Annotated in this window: 19 protein-coding genes; 9 read left to right on the forward strand and 10 right to left on the reverse strand. The window is 65.4% G+C overall.

The annotated features are described in order from the left end of the window. Positions 1 to 12: 12 nt before the first annotated feature. Positions 13 to 960, reverse strand: coding sequence for an L-histidine N(alpha)-methyltransferase (gene egtD, locus JOD97_RS15115; RefSeq protein WP_209719185.1), 948 nt, complete (start codon positions 958 to 960; stop codon positions 13 to 15). A 179-nt stretch (positions 961 to 1,139) separates the two neighbouring features. Here egtD and JOD97_RS15120 point away from each other — a divergent pair, with 179 nt between their 5' ends. From JOD97_RS15120 to JOD97_RS15145, 6 genes are all read left to right on the forward strand, one after another. Further along, positions 1,140 to 2,015, forward strand: coding sequence for a putative selenate ABC transporter substrate-binding protein (locus JOD97_RS15120; protein WP_209719188.1), 876 nt, complete (start codon positions 1,140 to 1,142; stop codon positions 2,013 to 2,015). 28 nt (positions 2,016 to 2,043) lie between these two features. Further along, positions 2,044 to 2,868: a phosphonate ABC transporter ATP-binding protein gene (locus tag JOD97_RS15125; protein WP_209719191.1), complete on the forward strand. Its 825-nt coding sequence runs from the start codon at positions 2,044 to 2,046 to the stop codon at positions 2,866 to 2,868. Then, a complete protein-coding gene (locus JOD97_RS15130; RefSeq protein WP_209719194.1) occupies positions 2,868 to 3,701 on the forward strand; it encodes an ABC transporter permease in 834 nt (277 codons plus the stop codon). The genes JOD97_RS15125 and JOD97_RS15130 overlap by 1 nt, the downstream gene beginning before the upstream one ends. Next, positions 3,698 to 4,492, forward strand: coding sequence for a phosphonate ABC transporter, permease protein PhnE (gene phnE / locus JOD97_RS15135; RefSeq protein WP_209719198.1), 795 nt, complete (start codon positions 3,698 to 3,700; stop codon positions 4,490 to 4,492). The genes JOD97_RS15130 and phnE overlap by 4 nt, the downstream gene beginning before the upstream one ends. A 16-nt stretch (positions 4,493 to 4,508) precedes the next feature. Continuing rightward, complete coding sequence (locus JOD97_RS15140; RefSeq protein ID WP_209719201.1) at positions 4,509 to 5,201, forward strand: ABC transporter ATP-binding protein; 693 nt, start codon at positions 4,509 to 4,511, stop codon at positions 5,199 to 5,201. A gap of 175 nt (positions 5,202 to 5,376) precedes the next feature. Further along, positions 5,377 to 5,664 carry a hypothetical protein gene (locus tag JOD97_RS15145; protein ID WP_008447145.1) on the forward strand — a complete coding sequence of 96 codons (288 nt, stop codon included), beginning with the start codon at positions 5,377 to 5,379 and terminating at the stop codon, positions 5,662 to 5,664. Positions 5,665 to 5,789: 125 nt separating this feature from the next. On the opposite strand, the gene JOD97_RS15150 is transcribed toward JOD97_RS15145, so the two are convergent. Next, a complete protein-coding gene (locus JOD97_RS15150) occupies positions 5,790 to 7,121 on the reverse strand; it encodes a hypothetical protein (RefSeq protein WP_209719204.1) in 1,332 nt (443 codons plus the stop codon). Positions 7,122 to 7,277: 156 nt separating this feature from the next. Here JOD97_RS15150 and JOD97_RS15155 point away from each other — a divergent pair, with 156 nt between their 5' ends. Beyond that, on the forward strand, positions 7,278 to 8,822 hold the full coding sequence (locus JOD97_RS15155; RefSeq protein ID WP_209719207.1) for a DUF1800 domain-containing protein: 1,545 nt from the start codon (positions 7,278 to 7,280) through the stop codon (positions 8,820 to 8,822). Between the two features lie 15 nt (positions 8,823 to 8,837). After that, complete coding sequence (locus tag JOD97_RS15160; protein ID WP_209719210.1) at positions 8,838 to 10,025, forward strand: DUF1501 domain-containing protein; 1,188 nt, start codon at positions 8,838 to 8,840, stop codon at positions 10,023 to 10,025. Here JOD97_RS15160 and JOD97_RS15165 read toward each other — a convergent pair. From JOD97_RS15165 to JOD97_RS15180, 4 genes are all read right to left on the reverse strand, one after another. Further along, on the reverse strand, positions 10,022 to 11,749 hold the full coding sequence (locus JOD97_RS15165) for a bifunctional diguanylate cyclase/phosphodiesterase (protein ID WP_209719213.1): 1,728 nt from the start codon (positions 11,747 to 11,749) through the stop codon (positions 10,022 to 10,024). The genes JOD97_RS15160 and JOD97_RS15165 overlap by 4 nt on opposite strands. A 57-nt stretch (positions 11,750 to 11,806) precedes the next feature. Further along, a complete protein-coding gene (locus tag JOD97_RS15170) occupies positions 11,807 to 12,361 on the reverse strand; it encodes a TetR/AcrR family transcriptional regulator (protein WP_229264460.1) in 555 nt (184 codons plus the stop codon). 2 nt (positions 12,362 to 12,363) lie between these two features. Beyond that, positions 12,364 to 12,831, reverse strand: coding sequence for a nuclear transport factor 2 family protein (locus tag JOD97_RS15175; protein ID WP_209719216.1), 468 nt, complete (start codon positions 12,829 to 12,831; stop codon positions 12,364 to 12,366). Positions 12,832 to 12,990: 159 nt separating this feature from the next. Further along, positions 12,991 to 13,248, reverse strand: a complete 258-nt coding sequence (locus JOD97_RS15180) for an ArsR family transcriptional regulator (protein ID WP_209719219.1) — start codon at positions 13,246 to 13,248, stop codon at positions 12,991 to 12,993. An 85-nt stretch (positions 13,249 to 13,333) separates the two neighbouring features. On the opposite strand from JOD97_RS15180, the gene JOD97_RS15185 reads away from it, so the two are divergent. Beyond that, complete coding sequence (locus JOD97_RS15185) at positions 13,334 to 15,655, forward strand: FdhF/YdeP family oxidoreductase (RefSeq protein WP_209719223.1); 2,322 nt, start codon at positions 13,334 to 13,336, stop codon at positions 15,653 to 15,655. 6 nt (positions 15,656 to 15,661) lie between these two features. On the opposite strand, the gene fdhD is transcribed toward JOD97_RS15185, so the two are convergent. The 4 genes from fdhD to JOD97_RS15205 all read right to left on the reverse strand — a co-directional run bounded on the left by fdhD (position 15,662) and on the right by JOD97_RS15205 (position 18,635). Then, entirely contained in the window at positions 15,662 to 16,480 is an 819-nt protein-coding gene (fdhD, locus tag JOD97_RS15190) for a formate dehydrogenase accessory sulfurtransferase FdhD (RefSeq protein WP_209719226.1), read from the reverse strand. Positions 16,481 to 16,679: 199 nt separating this feature from the next. Next, the gene (locus JOD97_RS15195) at positions 16,680 to 17,453 is read right to left on the reverse strand and encodes a GNAT family N-acetyltransferase (RefSeq protein WP_209719228.1); all 774 of its coding nucleotides are present in this window, start codon (positions 17,451 to 17,453) and stop codon (positions 16,680 to 16,682) included. 107 nt (positions 17,454 to 17,560) lie between these two features. Then, complete coding sequence (locus tag JOD97_RS15200) at positions 17,561 to 18,193, reverse strand: hypothetical protein (RefSeq protein WP_209719231.1); 633 nt, start codon at positions 18,191 to 18,193, stop codon at positions 17,561 to 17,563. Positions 18,194 to 18,254: 61 nt separating this feature from the next. Next, positions 18,255 to 18,635 (reverse strand): response regulator, encoded by a 381-nt coding sequence (locus JOD97_RS15205; RefSeq protein WP_209719235.1) that lies wholly within the window; start codon positions 18,633 to 18,635, stop codon positions 18,255 to 18,257. Positions 18,636 to 18,642: the final 7 nt, after the last annotated feature.

Genomic DNA, 18,642 nt, shown 5'->3' on the forward strand with positions numbered 1-18,642 from the left:
TGTCTCTTCCTGTTAGTTGGGGATGGCGCGGGCATGGATGACGGCGAACCAGTTCGCCGCATCGGTCCAGACACGGTTGGTGGCAAAGCCGGCCTGCTCGAGCAGGCCGACGAAGGACTGCCGCGTGTATTTGTAACTGTCCTCGGTGTGTATGCGCTCGCCCCGCGCGAAGCGGCGTTCGCCGCCCGGCCAGCGCACCGTCAACACGTCGCGCGCCTCCAGGTGCATCTCGATGCGGCTTTGGGCGGCGTTGAAGAAGGCGTGGTGGCGCCACTGGCGCACGTCGAAATCGGCGCCGATCAGATGGTTCACGTGCCTCAGCATGTTCAGGTTGAAGGCCGCCGTCACGCCGATCGCGTCGTCGTAGGCCGCGTCGAGCACCGCGCCGTCCTTGACCAGATCGACGCCGATCAGCAGGCCGCCGTCGTCGCCGGCGTTGGCGTGCAGGCCGCGCAGGAACACCTTGGCCTGTTCCGGCGAAAAATTACCGATCGACGAACCGGGGTAGAAAAACAAACGGCGCCGCTGGCGCACGCTGTCGGGCAGCGCGAAGCCGCTGGAAAAGTCCAGTCCCAAAGGCGTCATGTCGATCTGCGGGAAGCGCTGTTGAAGGCGCGTGACCGAATCGATCAGAAAATCGCGCGAGATATCGACCGGCACGTACTGCGCGGGCCGCAGCAGCGGGAACAGGCTGGCCGCCTTGGCGCAATTGCCGGCGCCCAGATCGATCAGTGAGGTGCCGGTGCCGATGTCGCGCGCCATGTCCTCGCCGTGGGCGGCGAAGATGCCGGCCTCGGTGCGGGTGGGATAGTACTCGGGCAGTTCGCAAATGGCCTCGAACAGCTTGGAGCCCAGGCCGTCGTACAGGTATTTGGGCGAGGTGTGCGCGTTGGAAGCCAGCAGGCCGGCGCTGATTTCGGCGATGACCGCGTCGCTGCCGTGGGGGCGGGAGGTTTGCATGGTGACTCTGCCTTTGAATGAAGGTGCGTGTCCCGCCAGCGGTCTCCCCTGCCGTGGACAAACTTTTTGTTATGATAGCTGAATATCCATTTTGAAGCGCCTCGTGGCTTGAAACCGTGCGGCTCATCACACTGCCTCGCTTGAACACCAAAAAATCTGATAAAAAAGGTCCATACACCATGAAGTTTTTCCCGATGCACACGTTCAAATCCCTGCTGGCCGCAGGCCTGATGCTGGTCGCCGCCCATTCCCAGGCGCAATCTGCCGACCACGTGCTGCGCGTGTCCGCCATCCCGGACGAGGCGCCGACCGAACTGCAACGCAAGTTCAAGCCGCTGGGCGAGTACCTCGAGAAGAAGATCGGCATGAAGGTCGAATTCACGCCCGTCACCGATTACGCGGCGTCGGTCGAAGCGCTGATCAACAAAAAAGTGGACATGGTCTGGTTCGGCGGCTTCACCTTCGTGCAGGCCAAGGACCGCAGCAAGAACCAGATCACGCCGCTGGTGCAGCGCGCCGAGGATGAAAAATTCCGCTCCGTGTTCATCACCACCAATAAAGACATCCACAAGCTGGAAGACCTCAAGGGCCGCACGCTGAGCTTCGGTTCGGAATCGTCGACCTCCGGCCACCTGATGCCGCGCTCCTTCCTGCTGGCGGCTAAAATCGATCCGGACGCAGACCTCAAACGCATCGCCTTCTCCGGCGCGCACGACGCCACCGTTGCAGCCGTCGCCGGCGGCAAGGTCGACGCCGGCGCGCTCAATATCTCGGTGTGGGAAAAGCTGGTCGCCGAGAAGAAGGTCGATCCGAACGTGGTGCGCGTGTTCTACACCACCCCCGGCTACTACGACTACAACTGGAGCGTGCGCACCGACATGAGCGCGGACCTGAAGAAGAAGCTGACCGACGCCTTCCTGGCCCTCGATGCCAAGAACCCGCACGACAAGGCCATCATGGATCTGCAGCGCGCCTCCAAGTTCATCCCGACCAAGGCCGAGAACTACACCGCCATCGAAGCGGCCGCGCAAAACGCCGGCCTGCTGAAGAAGTAAGCGTCGAACCGTAGGTACAAAGTAATCCATGTCGACTTACCTTTTGCGGAACCTGACGGTGCGCCACCTCGGCGCGGGGCCGGCCGCGGCGCCGGCCCTGCAAGCGATCTCGCTGGCCGTGCGACAGGGCGAGCAACTGGCGCTGATCGGCCCCTCCGGCGCCGGCAAGACCACCTTGCTGGCGGCGCTGGCGTGTGCCCAGCGCCCGGCAGAAGGCGGCTTTGAAGTCTTCGGCGGCGATCCGTGGGCGCTGGGCGAGGCCGCGCGCCACCGCCTGCGCGCGCGCCTGTTCCTGGCGCCGCAAACGCCGCCGCTGCCGCCGCGCCAGCGCGTGGTGACGGCGGTGCTGGCCGCGCGCCTGCCCCAATGGAGCGTCTGGCGCGCGCTCGCCTCGCTGTTCAAGCCGGCCGACCCGGAAGCGGCGTGGCAGGCGCTGTCGCGCTTCAACCTGGGCGACAAATTGTATTCGCGCGTCGACCGCCTTTCCGGCGGCGAGCGCCAGCGCTGCGGCCTGGCGCGCCTGCTGCTGTCGCCGGCCGACGCGCTGCTGGTCGACGAGCCGTTGTCCGCGCTCGATCCCGCGCTGTCCGAACTGACGCTGGCCACGCTGCGCGAGGAAGCCGCCGCGCGCAACGCCACGCTCATTTGCAGCCTGCACCAGGTCGACCTGGCGCTGCGCCACTTTCCGCGCATCGTCGCGCTGCGCGATGGCCGGGTCGAATTCGACCTGCCGCGCGCGCAAGTCACGCAACGGATGATCGACGAGCTGTATCAAGGCGAACAAGCCGCCAGCGCGCCGCCGCCCGACCACGATGCGCTGGCCGTCAAACTGGGTATCGGCGCTTGTCTGTAATGGCTGTCTTTCCACCCCACCTGCGCGCCGATCCGGCCTGGCGCGGCCGCCTGGTCGCCTGCGCCGCCGCCGTCGTCGTCCTGTGGCCGATGCTGGTGGTGAGCGAATTCAAACCGTGGATCCTGTGGGACTGGCAAAGCCTGTCGGCCACCGGGCGCTTCCTGTCGGACTTCCTGGTGCCGGCGCACGGCGCCGAATTCCTGCAGATGCTGCTGCGCGAGACCTGGCAGACCGTGGCCATCGCCACCGCCGGGCTGACCCTGGCGCTGCTGGGCGCCATCCCCGCCACCTTCATCATCAACGAAAAACTGTCGATTTCCGCGCTCGGAACGGGGCGCATGCGACCCGCCGCCAGGCTGCTGCGCCAGGGCGTGCGCTGGCTGCTGGTGCTGCTGCGCAGCGTGCCGGAGCTGGTGTGGGCGCTGCTGTTCGTGCGCATCATCGGCCTCGGGCCCACCGCCGGCGTGCTGGCCATCGCCCTCACCTACTGCGGCATGCTGGGCAAGGTCTACGCCGAGATCCTGGAGTCGTCCGACTCCCACGCCACCGACACGCTGCTGGCCAACGGCGGCGGCAGGCTGGCCGCGCTGCTGTACGGGGCGCTGCCGGAATCGGCGTCGGAGCTGATGTCGTACACCGTCTACCGCTGGGAATGCGCGATCCGCGGCTCGGTGGTGATGGGCTTCGTCGGCGCCGGCGGCCTCGGTCAGCGCATGGACGAATCGATGAAAATGCTGGCCGGCGCCGAGGTGTCGTCCATGCTGCTGGTGTTCGTCGCGCTGGTCGCGCTGGCGGACCTGTTCTCCAAAATCCTGCGCCGGAGGCTCGGATGACCCATCCCGACATGCCCAAGCCGCCCGCGCGCGACTGGACCGTGCTGACGCTGATGGCGTTCGTCGCCGTGCTGGTGGCGGCCAGCTTCGCCGCGCTGCCGCTCAAATGGCGCGAGTTCTTCACCGTCGACGCCATCCACAGCGTGGGCGAGCTGCTGGCCGGCTTCGCGCCGCCGGACCTGTCGCCGCGCTTCCTGACCAAGACCGCGTGGGCGGCGATTGAAACGATGTCGATGTCCGCGCTCGGCACCTTGCTGGCGGTGATCGCCGGACTGGCGTTTTCGCTGCCGGCGTCGGGCCGCTTCGGCCGTGCCCCGCGCGCGGCGACGCGCGGCGCGCTCAACGTGCTGCGCTCGATCCCGGAGCTGGTGTGGGCCGCGATCCTGCTGATCGCCGCCGGCCTCGGACCGTTCGCCGGCACGCTGGCGCTGGCCGCGCACACCGCCGGCGTGCTGGGCCGCCTGTTCGCCGACGCGCTGGAAAACGCCGCGCCGCTGCCGGAGCAAAGCCTGCGCACCAACGGCGCCTCCGCCACCAGCGCCTTCCTGTACGCGACCTTGCCGCAAACGCTGCCGCAGATGCTGTCCTACACCTTGTACCGTTGGGAGAACAACATCCGCGCCGCCGCCATCCTCGGCGTGGTCGGCGCCGGCGGCCTGGGACAAATGCTCAAGTACCACCTGTCGCTGTTCCAGATGCAGAAGGCCGCCACCGTCATCGTCGCCATGCTGCTGCTGGTCGCGCTGGTCGACGCCATCAGCTTCGCGCTGCGCCGCGCGCTCACCCGCTAATCCACCCCACCCGCCCATGCTCGAACTGCGCAACCTGTCCAAATCCTATGCCAGCGGCCGTCCGGTGCTGTCCAACCTCTCGTGGACGTTCAGGGCCGGCGAGTTCGTCTCCATCATGGGCGACTCCGGCGTCGGCAAATCGACGCTGCTCAACCTGATCGCCGGCCTCGATACGCCCGACGTCGATCCGAACGCGCCGGCGGCGTCGCCGATCGTCATCGACGGCGTCGCCATGTCGGGGCTCGACGACGACGCCGCCACCAAACTGCGGCGCGCCCGCATGGGCTTCATCTTCCAGGCCTTCCACGTGCTGCCGCATCTGACCTTGCTGCAAAACGTCGCGCTGCCGCTGCTGCTCAACGGCCTGCCGACCGCGCGCGCGGCCGAGATGCTAGCGGCCGTCGGCCTGGGCGGGCGCGGCGACGATTTCCCGCACCAGCTGTCCGGCGGCGAAATGCAGCGCGTGGCGATCGCCCGCGCGCTGGTGCACCGCCCGGCGCTGGTGCTGGCCGACGAGCCCACCGGCAACCTCGATCCGGACACCGCCCACGCCATCCTGACCTTGCTGCGCCACGAAATCAAAGCGACCGGCGCCTGCGCCATCATGGTGACCCACTCTCACATCGCGGCCGGGATGACAGACAAAGTCCTACAACTATCGAAAAGCTGCATACAAGAAACAACAATCGTCAACCCGTTTAAGCAATAAACAAGATAATTCATTTGTTAAACCCTGCATTTTTTGTCGCAAAGTAGTATTATCTGAAATAACTTGCATGGTTATCAAGAATGTTGAGTCGCGTACCACATTCAGATCAAAAATGTGGGCGCTAGCCTTGCTGGGAAACGTCTTTTTTCACGTTTGAGCAAAGGAGGAGCAAATCATGAACGTACGGCAAAAAAAGCTGGAACTGATCGAAGCCATGAATCGTGCTCGGGCCCTGGAACCTTCCAGCTTCGTCCCGAACAAGTTGCTTGATACTTTGATCGAAAAAATGAACTTAAAAAACGACGCGGAATTGTGCCGAGTTTTGGAAGTGCAGCCTCCCATCATCAGCAAGATCCGACACCGGAAGTTGGCAGTTGGAGCCACGATTTTGCTGCGTATGCATGAAAAGTCAGATATCAGCATACGGGAATTGAAAGATCTGTCGACCGCTTCAATGCATTGAACAGCTCCGCTGATCTTGCCATGCCAGGCGCCGGCATGCGGTACCGGCGCCCAAATAATGCACCAATGCGTCAGCCCAAACCCCGCTGAACGCAGCATTACCCCTCCCAAGTCGCACCGCCCCCATCAGAAAAATTCCGGATGCCGCTTCAACAGCAGCGCCTCGAAGTCGTTTACGGCCGTGAAGTTCGGCACCTTGGGCGCGATGGCCCGTCCGATATCCCAGCAGCGCCACGCGCGCGGGCTGTCGCCGGTCAACAGCAGCAAATCCCCCAGATCCTTGTACGCGCCGCCCAGCACCGGATTGGCTTCCAAAACTTCGCCGAACAGCTGCAGGCTTTCGTTGCGCTGGCCGAGCCGCAGGCGGTTGTTCGCCTCCAGCAGCTTGAGGACGTAGGCCTTGCGCGGCGCCTGTTTGCGCAGTTCCGCCAGCGTCTTGACCGCGCCCTCGAACTCCTCCTTGTTCTTCGGGCTCACCGACGCCATCATCAGCCCCACCGATGGTTCCTCGCGCATCTTCTGCAGCTGCTCCGGCGTGAACGGCAGCATGGGGGCGCCGGTGGCCAGCACGCATTCGGTACGGCCCAGCATCGTATCGAGCAGGTGGTCGTCGCGGTAGTCGGCCGCGGTGTCGCAGGGATGGGCGGCGCGCATGGCCGCCAGCTGCTGCGGCGTCAGCGCCGCCATCCGGTCGAGCAGGATATCCAGTTCGCCCGCTTGCGCCATGCGCGGCGCGTAGCCTTTCAAATCGTAAGCCGGCGGCCGCGCGCTCTTGACGTTGGAAACGCTGATGCCGACGGTGCGCACGCCGACGCCGGTGTTGACCGTGAACGTCAACTGCCCGGGGATGACGCCGTCCCTGGCCAGCCTGGCGAGCAGCTGCGGGTGTCCAGTCTGCGTGTAGCGCAGGAACTGCGCAAAGCGCGCCGCGTCGGCCGCGCCGACCTTGTCGCCGGCCTTGCTCCACGAGGCCAGCTTGCGGCCTTCGCTGGAAAAATCGAGCGTGCCGTCGCCGGCGCTTTCATCGATCTTGACGGCGTCGTCGTCGGCCACCGACAGCTCCTGCTCGCGGTCCACCTGGCGGCTGGCCGGCGCATCGATCTTGGCCTTGGCCAGCATGGCGTTGATGTTTTCGCGGTTCTTCAGCTCCATCGTGCGAAAGCCGGCGATGCTGTACAGCGAGTAGTCGACATAGACCTTGTTGTCGGTATCGAGCACGTAATAGCGGCGCGACTTGAAATCGTAGATCAATTCCACCTTCGGCTTTTTGACGGCGATATAGTCGTCGGACAGCGTCACCTCCATCACCTGGCGGCTATCGGCCGGCGGATTGGTCACGCCTTTGAGCGCTTCGGTGTGCACCGTGGAGACCACTTGCAGCGTGACGGCGGCGAAGGCGCCGTGGCTGGCCGCCAGCGCGGCGCACAGTGAAAGAAGGCTGATCGGATGTCGGACCATGGCTTGTCTATGACCTTGTTCAGTATTATCTTGGGAGGGCGCCGCGCGCCACGGTAACATTTTGTAGCACGATACACACACCGAATATAGCAGTTCGGCCGGATTGGCGTACTCTACAGCCTTATGCCGACGATGACGATAACAATGAGACGCGCCATGCCCACCACGCCGATGCCGCTCCGAACCCTGGCTGCCTGTGGCGCCCTGCTGATCCTGGGCGGCTGCGCCACGCCGGGCGGCGCCCCCGTGGCCACGGCGGTCAAGCCGGAGCAGATGGTCGGCGCCTTGAACCGCGTCAGCTGGGGCGTCAGCCAGGGCACCTGGCACCAGGCGGAAAAACTGGGCTACGACGCCTGGCTGGAGCGGCAGCTGCGGCCCTCCCCGGCCGCGCTGCCGGCCGCCGCGCAGGCGCAGATCGACGCCATGACGATCACCCAAAAACCGCTGCCGCAACTGATCCAGGAACTCGACCAGCAACGCAAGGACATCGAAAAAATCAGCGTCGACGACGACAAAAAGGCCGCCCAGCAGGCCTACCAGCAGGAGCTGAACCGCGTGGCGAAGGAGGCGGCGGCGCGCTCGCTGCTGCGCGACCTGTACTCGCCCAACCAGCTGCAGGAGCAGATGACGTGGTTCTGGATGAACCACTTCAACGTCCACCAGGGCAAGAGCAACCTGCGCGTGCTGGTCGGCGACTACGAGGACAAGGCGGTGCGCCCGCACGCGCTGGGCAAGTTCCGCGACCTGCTGGCGGCGACGCTGCGCCATCCGGCCATGATCCGCTATCTGGACAACGAGCAGAACGCCGCCAACCGCATCAACGAGAACTACGCGCGCGAGTTGATGGAGCTGCACACGCTGGGCGTGGACGGCGGCTACAGCCAGCGCGACGTGCAGGAGCTGGCGCGCATCCTCACCGGCGTCGGCGTCAACCTGGGCGCGGCGGAACCGAAAGTGAAGCAGGAGCTGCAGTCGCAGTACCTGCGCCAAGGCCTGTTCGAATTCAATCCGAACCGCCACGACTACGGCAACAAGGAATTCCTCGGCCAGACCGTCAAGGGGCGCGGCCTGGCGGAGGTCGACGAGGCGATCGATCGCCTCAGCCGCCACCCGGCCACGGCGCGCTTCATCAGCCGCAAGCTGGCGGTGTACTTCGTCGCCGACGAGCCGCCGCCGGCGCTGGTCGAGCGCATGGCCGCCACCTTCCTCGCCAGCGACGGCGACATCGCGGCGGTGCTGCGCACCCTGTTCGGCGCCACCGAATTCGCGCAGTCGCTGGGACGCAAGTTCAAGGACCCGGTGCATTACGTGGTCTCCGCCGTGCGCCTGACCTACGACGACAAGGTGATCCTCAACACCGGCCCGATGCTGTCCTGGCTTAACCGCATGGGCGAGCCGCTGTACGGGCGCCAGACCCCGGACGGCTATCCGCTGACCGAATCCGGCTGGGCCAGTCCCGGCCAGATGACCACCCGCTTCGAGATCGCCAAGGCGATCGGCTCGGGCAACGCGGGGCTGTTCAAGACCGACGGCCCGCAACCGACCGAGCGCGCGGCCTTCCCGCAACTGGCCAACGCGCTGTATTACCAAACGCTGCAAAAAACGCTGGGCCAGCCCACGCGCCAGGTGCTCGACCAGGCCACGTCGCCGCAGGAATGGAACACCTTCCTGCTGTCGTCGCCCGAACTGATGCACCGCTGACGAAGGAGACGCACGATGAAACGCCGCACCCTGCTCAAATCCCTGGCCGCCCTGCCCGCCGCCGCGATGGCCGGCAAGCTGTGGGCCGCGCCGGCCAGCAAAACACGGCTGCTGTTCGTCTTCATGCGCGGCGGCTACGACGCCACCAACCTGCTGGTGCCGATCTCCAGCCAGTTTTATTACAAGGCGCGGCCCAACATCGCCGTGCCCAGGCCCGGCAACGAGCTCAATTCGGCGCTGCCGATCAACGCCGACTGGGGCCTGCACCCCGCCCTGCGCGACACCATCTACCCGCTGTTCACCGCCGGCCAGGCGGCGTTCGTGCCGTTCGCCGGCACCGAGGATATCTCGCGCAGCCACTTCGAGACCCAGGACAGCATCGAGCTGGGACAGGCGCTGGACCACACGCGCGACTACCGGTCCGGCTTCCTGAACAGGCTGGCGATGACGCTCAATACCGACCGCGCCAGCGCCATCGCCTTCACCGACCAGCTGCCGCTGATCATGCAGGGCGGCGCGCAACTGCCCAACATGGCGCTGCGCTCGATCGGCAAACCGGCCGTCGACGCCCGCCAGGCCAGGATGATCGCCTCGATGTACGACGACACCGCGCTGGCGCGGCAGGTGCGCGACGGCTTCGTGGTGCGCGACGACGTGATGAAGGAGATGATCGGCGAGATGGACGCGGCCAACCGCAACGCCATCACCGCCAAGGGCTTCGAGCTGGAGGCGCGCCGCATCGCCAAGCTGATGAAGGACAAATACAACATCGGCTTCGTCGACGTCGGCGGCTGGGACACCCACGTCGGCCAGGGCGGCGCCACCGGCTACCTGGCCGGCCGCTTCGAGGAGCTGGGGCGCGGCCTGGCCGCCTACGCGAAGGAGATGGGGCCGGACTGGAAGGATACCGTGGTGGTGGTGGTCAGTGAATTCGGCCGCACCTTCCGCGAGAACGGCAACCGTGGCACCGATCATGGCCATGGCAGCGTCTATTGGGTGCTGGGCGGCGGAGTGGCCGGCGGCCAGGTGCGCGGCGAGCAGATACGGATCGAGCAGAACACGCTGTTCCAGAACCGCGATTATCCGGTGCTGAACGAATACCGGGCCATGCTCGGCGGCCTGTTCGCGCGCATGTATGGGCTCGACGCCGGACAGGTGGAGCGGATTTTCGGCGCCAAGGGGCGCGATATGGGATTGGTCTAAGGTGTCCAGGGGGGCTGCGCGCGCAGCCATTCGGTGGCCTCGCCGGCCGATAGCGCCGCCGAATACAAATGTCCCTGGAACGCGCCGCACCCCAGCTGACGGAGGAAGCTGGCCTGCTCCGGGCTCTCCACCCCTTCGGCGATGACCGTCAGGCGCAGATCCTGCGCCAGCTGGATGACCGTCCTGGCCACCGCGTTGGCGTCCGCGTTATCGGGCACGCCGTGCAAAAAGCTCTTATCGAGCTTGATCGTCGTCACCGGCAGGATGCGCAGATAACTAAGCGAGGAATAGCCGGTGCCGAAGTCGTCGAGCGACAGCAGGAAGCCGCGCTCGCGCAACCGGAAAATGATATTGCTGCCGCTGCGTTCCAGTTCGATCGCATCGCGCTCGGTCAGCTCGATCTCGATATCCTGCGCGGACAGCCCCGATTCGCTCAGCACCAAATCCAGGTGTTGTTGATAATCGGCGTCGCGCAACTCCTCGGCGCAGGTGTTGATGCACACGCGCAGCGGCGGCAGCCCTTCGTCGCGCCATTGCCGCAATTGCGCGCACGCCTGCCGCACCACCCAGGTCCCCAGGTCCGGCAACAGGCCGATCTCCTGCGCCAGCCCGATCACATAATCGACCGAATGCGCCGACAACCGGCCGGGCAACCGCAGCAACGCCTCCATCGCCACCGTGCGGCCGCTGACGGCGTCGACGATCGGCTGATACGCCAGCCAAAACAGCCTGCCGCTGATGACGCGTTTGAGTTCGTTGTGATCGGCGTTTTTACGGTGCGCTATCTCGTCGAGCTCCTCGGTGTAGTAATGGAAGCAGTTGCGGCCGTCGTTCTTGGCGTGGTACATCGCCAGATCGGCCTTTTTCAGCAAATGGTCCGGCGTGGTGGCGTCGACCGGGCACACGGCGATGCCGATGCTGGCGCTGATCCGGATCTCGCGCTCCTCGATCACGAAGGGCTGCCGCAACGACTCCAGCAGCTTGTCCGCCAGCGCCCCGCCGGCCGCCGGCGACGGCGCGTACAACTGAAGCATGGCGAATTCGTCGCCGCCGAGGCGCGCGACGAAATCGCTCTCGCGGCTGATGCCGCGGATGCGCTGCGCCACCTGCTGCAGCAGCAGATCGCCGGCATGGTGGCCCATCAGGTCATTGACCTCCTTGAACTGGTCGAGATCGATCATCAGCAACAGCAGCAGCTGGCCGGTGCGCGCGGCCAGCGCCACCATCTCGGCGCGGTGGGCGTCGAAGGCGGCGCGGTTGGCCAGGCCGGTCAGCACGTCGATCGACGCCAGCCGGTGGATCTCGTCCTGCGCCAGCTTGCGGTCGGTGACGTCGCGCAGGATCTTGAGAAAGCCGAGCGGCGGGCCATGGTCCGGCGGCGCCGCGATCGGCGTCAGCACGCCGTCGGCCCAGAACTGCGAGCGGTCCTTGCGCACATGCCAGCGGTAATCGGTGGCGCGGCCGCAATCGGCCGCCGTGCGCCGTTCCAGCTCCGGCTGGCCCTGGACGATGTCCTCGACCGTGAAAATGGTGTCGATGCTGTGGCCGATGATTTCCTCGGGCGTGAAACCGAAGATCAGCTGCGCGCCGATATTCCAGCTGGTGACCAGCCCGCGCGGATCGATGGTGAAGATGGCGAAGTCGCGCACGTTGAGGTAAATCTGCCGCAACACGATATCGGGCGCGAGCCCGGGGGCCAGCACGGCGGTCAGCGGAGGGTTCATGACGAGGCCCCGGTCAAAACAAGTTTGACCGGCGGGCGTCGATTCGGTTCGCCTGCGCTACGCCAGGCGCCGCCGCAGCCGCTCCAGCGTGCGCATGAACAATTCCGGCTCGTCGGCCGCGCGCGCCAGCACCAGCGCGCCCTGGATGGCGCCGACGGCGTCCTCGGCCAGCTCGCGCGCCACGTCCGCCGCGCGCCCGCCGCGCTCCAGCGCCACGGCCAGCGCGTCGATCCACTCGGCGAAATACGCCCGCACCTTCGCCGCGAAACGGTCGCGCTCGTGGCCGAGCGCGAACACGCCCACCAGGCACACCTTGCGGCCGGATAGGAAATAGCGGCCGACCGCCGTCAACATGTCGGCCACGCCTGGATCGGCGCCGGCGCCGGCGCGCAGCGGCTGGAACACCTGGTCGCGGAACCAGTGGTCGATGTCGGCCAGCACTGCGGCGGCCATCTCCTCTTTGCCGCCGGGGAAGAAGTTATAGATGCTGCCCTTGCCCAGGCCCGTGCCTTCGCTGATGCGCGCCAGGCTGGCGCCCTCGTAGCCGTAGGCGCGGAACACCTCGGCCAGCAGCGGCACCACGTCGCCGCGCTCGCCCATCACCCTGGCCATTGTCAGAAGCCCAGTTCGCTCAGGCTGGCGTGGTCGGCCGGGCGCGGGCCGCTCGCGTCCCAGTGGAACTTGCGCTCGGCGGCCGCGATCGGCGCCTCGTTGATGCTGGCCAGGCGCCGCCGCATCAAGCCGTCGTCGGCGAACTCCCAGTTCTCGTTACCGTAGGCGCGGTACCACTGGCCCGAATCGTCGTGGTATTCATAGGCGAAGCGCACCGCGATGCGGTGGCCGTCGAACGCCCACAGCTCCTTGATCAGGCGGTAGTCCAGTTCGCGCGTCCATTTGCGCGTCAGCAGGGCGACGATCCCGGCGCGGCCGGTGACGAATTCGGCGCGGTTGCGCCAGTGGCAGTCCTCGGTGTAGGCCAGCGATACTTTGTGCGGGTCGCGGGTGTTCCAGCCGTCTTCGGCCAGGCGGACTTTCTGGATCGCGCTGTCGCGGGTGAAGGGAGGTAGAGGTGGTCGGGTCATGGTGGGCTTTCAATAGTTGTACCAAACGGTACAAACAGTCTACGACGTTATTTACCGGGACGCAAGCGAAACCCGCACGGCCGGCCGGGGTCTTACCCGTCCGGGTACGCCCCCTAAGCGGTATCGCGCGCGTCTCGCAAAAAGCATACGGGTTGGACCTTAGCTGAACAACTCGCCGCCCAGTTGCAGTCCGCTGGCACTCAAGCGCACGCTGCCGGTGATGCCGCCCTCGTCCAGGCGCAGCTCTATCCAGCCCGCCTCCACCAGCATCAGCAATTGGCGCCGCAGCACGCTCATCGGGCGCTGGGCCTGTTTGCTCAGTTTCGCCAGCGAGCACGGCTTGCCGGGCTGCCGCGCTTCGATCCGCCACAGCGTTTCGAGCACGTCCACCAGCGCCGCCATCACTTCGTCGTCCATCGAACGCCATCCTTGATCTGTTTTCTGTCGAGAATGGGATTCTGCACTATACTCTCGGAAATACGATATATTACCGGAAAGCAACATGCAAAAAGATAAACCCGACGGCCACATCGAGCCCTACCAGCACGCGGCCGGTGGCTGGGGCGCGCTCAAGCAGGTGGCCATCAACCTGGTGCGCGAGAAGGTCAGCGGCGGCAATTTCAAGACGCTGCTCAAGCAAAACCAGCCGGACGGCTTCGACTGCCCGGGCTGCGCCTGGCCGGACCGCGAGCACGCGTCGACCTTCGAGTTTTGCGAGAACGGCGTCAAGGCCGTCGCCGCCGAGGCCACCAGCAAGCGCGTCAAGCCGGCGTTTTTCGCCGCCCACACGGTCGCCGAGCTGCTGCGCCAGTCCGACTACCAACTGGAACAGCACGGCCGCCTGACCGATCCGATGGTCTACGACCGCGCCAGCGACACCTACCTGCCGATCGCCTGGGACGACGCCTTCGCGCTGATCGCCTGCCATTTGAAGGCGCTGCCCGATCCGAACCAGGCCGCGTTCTACACCTCCGGCCGCACCGGCAACGAGGCGGCGTTCCTGTTCCAGCTGTTCGTGCGCATGTACGGCACCAACAACTTCCCGGACTGCTCCAACATGTGCCACGAGCCGACCAGCCGCGGCCTGCCGGGCACCGTCGGCATCGGCAAGGGCACGGTCACCTTGGAGGATTTCGAGCACGCCGACACGCTGCTGATCTTCGGCCAGAACCCGGCCACCAACCACCCGCGCATGCTCGGCGAGCTGCGCGACTGCGCCCGGCGCGGCGCGCGTATCGTCTCCATCAATCCGCTGCGCGAGCGCGGGCTGGAACGCTTCACCAGCCCCGCGCACGCGTTCGAGATGCTGACCAATTCGAGCACCACCATCAGCACCATGTTCGTGCAGCCGACGCTGGGCGGCGACTTCGCGCTGATCAAGGCGCTGGCCAAGCGCCTGGTCGAACGCGACGACGAGGCCATGGCCGCCGGCCAGGCCGGCCTGCTGGACCGCGCCTTCATCGCCGACCACACCAGCGGCTTCGAGGCGTTCGCGCAGGACCTGCGCGCGCAGAGCTGGGACCAGCTGGTCGCCGAATCGGGCGTGCCGCGCGCGCAGATCGAGGAGCTAAGCGAGGTTTACATCAACGGCAAAAACGTCATCTGCACCTGGGGCATGGGCCTGACCCAGCACAAGGGCGCGGTGGCGACGATCCAGATGCTGTCCAATTTGATGATGATGCGCGGGAATATCGGCCGCAAGGGCGCGGGTCTGTGCCCGGTGCGCGGCCACTCCAACGTGCAGGGCGACCGCACCATGGGCATCGAGGAAAAGCCGACCAAGGCCTTCCTCGACCGCATGCAAAAGGTCTTCGATTTCGAGCCGCCGCGCCAGCACGGCTACGACGTCGTCGACAGCATCCAGGCCATGCTGGACGGGAAAGTGAAAGTCTTCTTCGGCATGGGTGGCAACTTCGCCATGGCGACGCCGGACACGCCCCTCACCTTCGACGCGCTGCGCGCCTGCGACCTGACGGTGCACGTGGCCACCAAACTCAATCGCAGCCATCTGATCGTCGGCAAGGAAGCGCTGATCCTGCCGACCCTGGGCCGCACCGAGATCGATATGCAAAACGGCGTGCCGCAGGGCGTGACGGTGGAGGATTCGATGAGCATGGTGCACCTGTCGTACGGCATGAACCAGCCGGCGTCGGACAACCTGCTGTCGGAGACGGCGATCGTCGCCCGCATGGCGCACGCCACCTTGGGCAGCGGTAAAGTCGACTGGAACGCCTACGCCGGCGACTACGCCGCCATCCGCGACGCCGTCGCCAAGGTGTTCGACGACTTTTACGACTTCAACGCGCGCGTGGCCAAGCCGGGCGGCTTCCATCTGAAGGTGGCCTCGCGCGAGCGCGAATGGCGCACCGCCAGCGGCAAGGCGCAGTTCGTGGTGCACGCGGTCGACACCGACACGCCGATCCACCGCGCCCGCGCCATCCACGGCGAGCGTTTGATGGTGTTGATGACGGCGCGTTCGCACGACCAGTACAACACCACCATCTACGGCATGGACGACCGCTATCGCGGCGTGTTCGGGCTGCGCCGCGTGGTATTCATCAACCGCGACGACCTGGCGCTGCTGGGCATGCGCAACGGCCAGTATGTGGACATCGTCAGCGTGTGGGACGACCATGTCGAACGGCGCGCCGAGCGTTTCGTGCTGGTGGAGTACGACATTCCGCGCGGCTGCCTGGGCGCCTACTTCCCGGAGACGAACGGCCTGATTCCGCTGCACAGCACGGCCGACGGCGCCGGCACGCCGACGTCGAAATCGATCCCGGTGCTGTTGTCGCTGTCGGCGGACCAGTCGGCCGCCGAATAGGGCTGCTCAGGTGTACTCGACGCAGCCATCCTGACGGCAAAAACTCACCAGCTTGATCCCAGCCTCGCTGGCGACATCGATCGCCAGCGTGCTGGGGGCGGAGATCGTCGCCAGCATCGGAATATTCATGCGCGCCGCCTTGCGCACCAGCTCATAGCTCGCGCGGCTGGACATGAAGACGAAGCCGGCGCGCATGTCCACGCCGTCCAGCGCCAGGTGGCCGATTAATTTATCCAGCGCGTTGTGGCGTCCCACGTCCTCGCAGACCTTGAGCACCGCGCCGCTGGCGTCGCACCAGGCGGCGGCATGCACGCCGCCGGTGGCCCGCATCAATTGCTGGTGCCCGCCCAGCTGCGCCGCCGCGCGCGCGATGGCCGGCGGCAGCGACGCCTCGTCATGCAGCGCCGGCGTCGTGATGCGGCCCGGCTTCAGGTCCAGCAGCTCCAGGCTCTCGATGCCGCACACGCCGCAACCGCTGCGGCCCGCCATCGAACGGCGCTGCTGCTTGAGCTGCACAAAATTTTCCTGGGCGATGGTGATTTCCACCTCGAAGCTGCGCGCGTGTTCGCGCGTTTCGATGTCGTAGACGTCGGCGGCTTTGGCCACCAGGCCTTCGGTCAGCACGAAGCCCATGGCGAAGGGTTGGAGTTCGCGCGGCGTGACCATCATGACGGCATGCGATATGCCATTGATCACCAGCGCCACCGGAGCTTCCTCGGCGACGCTGTCGCTGGTGTCGGAGGCGTCCTGCGGCGCCGTGCCGCGATGACGCACGGCGGAGCGCAGTTGGAATCCCGCGCGTTCTGGTTCACTGTCCAACTTCATTGCCGCAGCCCCGTAAATGGACTATTTTACACGGGGCGGGAAAATACCACTGATCCACGTAGGGCGGATTAGGCGGAACGCCGTAATCCGCCATTGCATGCGCCGTCGAGACGCATGCACGGCGGATTACGCTGCGCTAATCCGCCCTACGTGTTTTAGAAGTGTTTCAGATGCGCCTTAGAAGACAATCAGCGCCGCATCACGCCGCCAGCGGCTCGTTGGCCACGCCGTAGTGCCGCGCATACCGCCCATCCAGATTGGCCAGCGGCAGCAGCAGGAACAAGTCGGCGCTTTCGAAATCAGGGTCCCAGGCCGGTTCGCCGCAAATCCACGCGCCCGAACGCAGGTACCCCTTGAGCAGCGGCGGGATCTGCGGCTTCTGCGCCGCCTCCAGCTTCGAGAACGGGAACGGCAGGTGCGGCGTGACGCGGTATTCGGAAGGAGCCATGTGCTGGCCGATCAGCGACTGGAACACGGCGACGGCATTGTGGCCGCCGTCGGCCAGGCTGATACTGGCGCAGCCGGCCAGATAATCGCAGTTCTCGCGGCGCATGTATTCGGCCAGGCCGGACCACAGCAGCATGATGACGCTGCCGCCACGATAGTCGGGATGGATGCAGGCACGCCCCGCTTCGACCATGCGGCCGCGCAGGTTGTTCAGGCGGCCCAGATCGAACTCGCCCTCCGAATAGACGCGGCCGATCTTGCGGGCGCGCGCCGCGCTCAGCAGGCGGTAGGTGCCCACCACCTTGAGCGTGTTGGCGTCACGCACGATCAGGTGATCGCAATGCTCATCGAATTCGTCGCTGTCGAGGCCATCGGCGCGCACCAGCGAACTCAGACCCATCGTTTCGATGAAAACCTTGTAGCGCAGGCGCTGCACTTCACGCAGTTCTTCGGGCGTGCTTGCCATACTGAGCACCAGCTTGCCGGAGGTCGCTCGGACGTCCGCTTGTATGATCGAGGTTTGCATGCTTCATCCTTTCTGTGGAAGACGAAGCAAGCGTACCGGCCGAATACTTCAAGGAAATGACAACTTAATGTCAGTTCCGTGACATGCGCACAAGTGTTGTTTTTAAGTTAGTCTTTCTTTGGACGACCGGTTTTCAGCTGCGGCAGGCTGGACAGCACTTTTTGCAAAGTCGCCATGTCGATCTGGCTGATCAGCGCCACGCCGATACGCAACAATTCGCTCTTTTTGATCTCGAAACCGGCTTTCAGGCAGGCTTTCTTGACCTGGCTTAGCACCGCGTATTCCTGTTCAGGCATGGTGAAGCTGTCGCGCACCAGCTTTTCCTTGCGGACCTTGTCCTTGGCGGCCTCCGGCGCGGCTGGCTTGGCGGCTGCCGTCTTGGAAGCCGCATCCGTCGATTTTGGAGCAACTTTTGGAGCGGCTTTCGGCGCGGCTTTGGTGGCCGCCGCTTTAGGAGCGGCTTTGACGGCGGCGGCTTTGACGGCAGCCTTGGGCGCCGGCTTGGCAACGGCTTTGGGCGCTGGCTTCGCAGCAGGCTTGGCGGCCGGCTTGGCCGCTGGTTTGGCAACGGCCTTGGCCGCCGGTTTCACCGCGGTGGTTTTGGCTGCAGGCTTGGCGGCGGCAGGTTTCGCGGCGGCTTTGGCGGCCGGCTTGACGGCGATTTTCTCGGCGGCAGGCTTGGCGGCGGCTTTGGTTGCTGGCGCTTTTCCGTTGGCCAGACCGTTTACGGGCTTGTTCATATCTACTCCAATTAATCAACAATATAAACAATATATATCATTTACGTAAATTTTGCTTGCGCTATCGCAAATGTGCCGCGACCCGGGCGAACAGCAACTGCGGACTGACCGGCTTTCGCAGGAAGTCCACGCCGCCCGCCTTGTGGCCCATCACCTCGTCCTCGGCCTGCCCCTTGGCGGTCAAAAACAGCACGGGAATGGCGCTGCTGGCGGGATCGGCCTTCAAACGGCGGCAGGTCTCGAAGCCGTCCATGTCCGGCATCATGATGTCGAGCAGGATCAGGTCCACCTTGGCCGAGGCGACGATCTGCAGCGCCGTCGCGCCGCTGGTCGCGACCTTGGTGTTGTACCGGTCCTTGAGCAGACCGGCAATCAAAGTCAGGTTGTCCGGGGTATCGTCTACGATCAACACCGTTCGCCTGTCATCGGCTTTCGTGTTCATGGCACCT

The organism is Duganella sp. 1411 (genome assembly GCF_017833525.1).
Classification (GTDB): domain Bacteria; phylum Pseudomonadota; class Gammaproteobacteria; order Burkholderiales; family Burkholderiaceae_D; genus Rugamonas.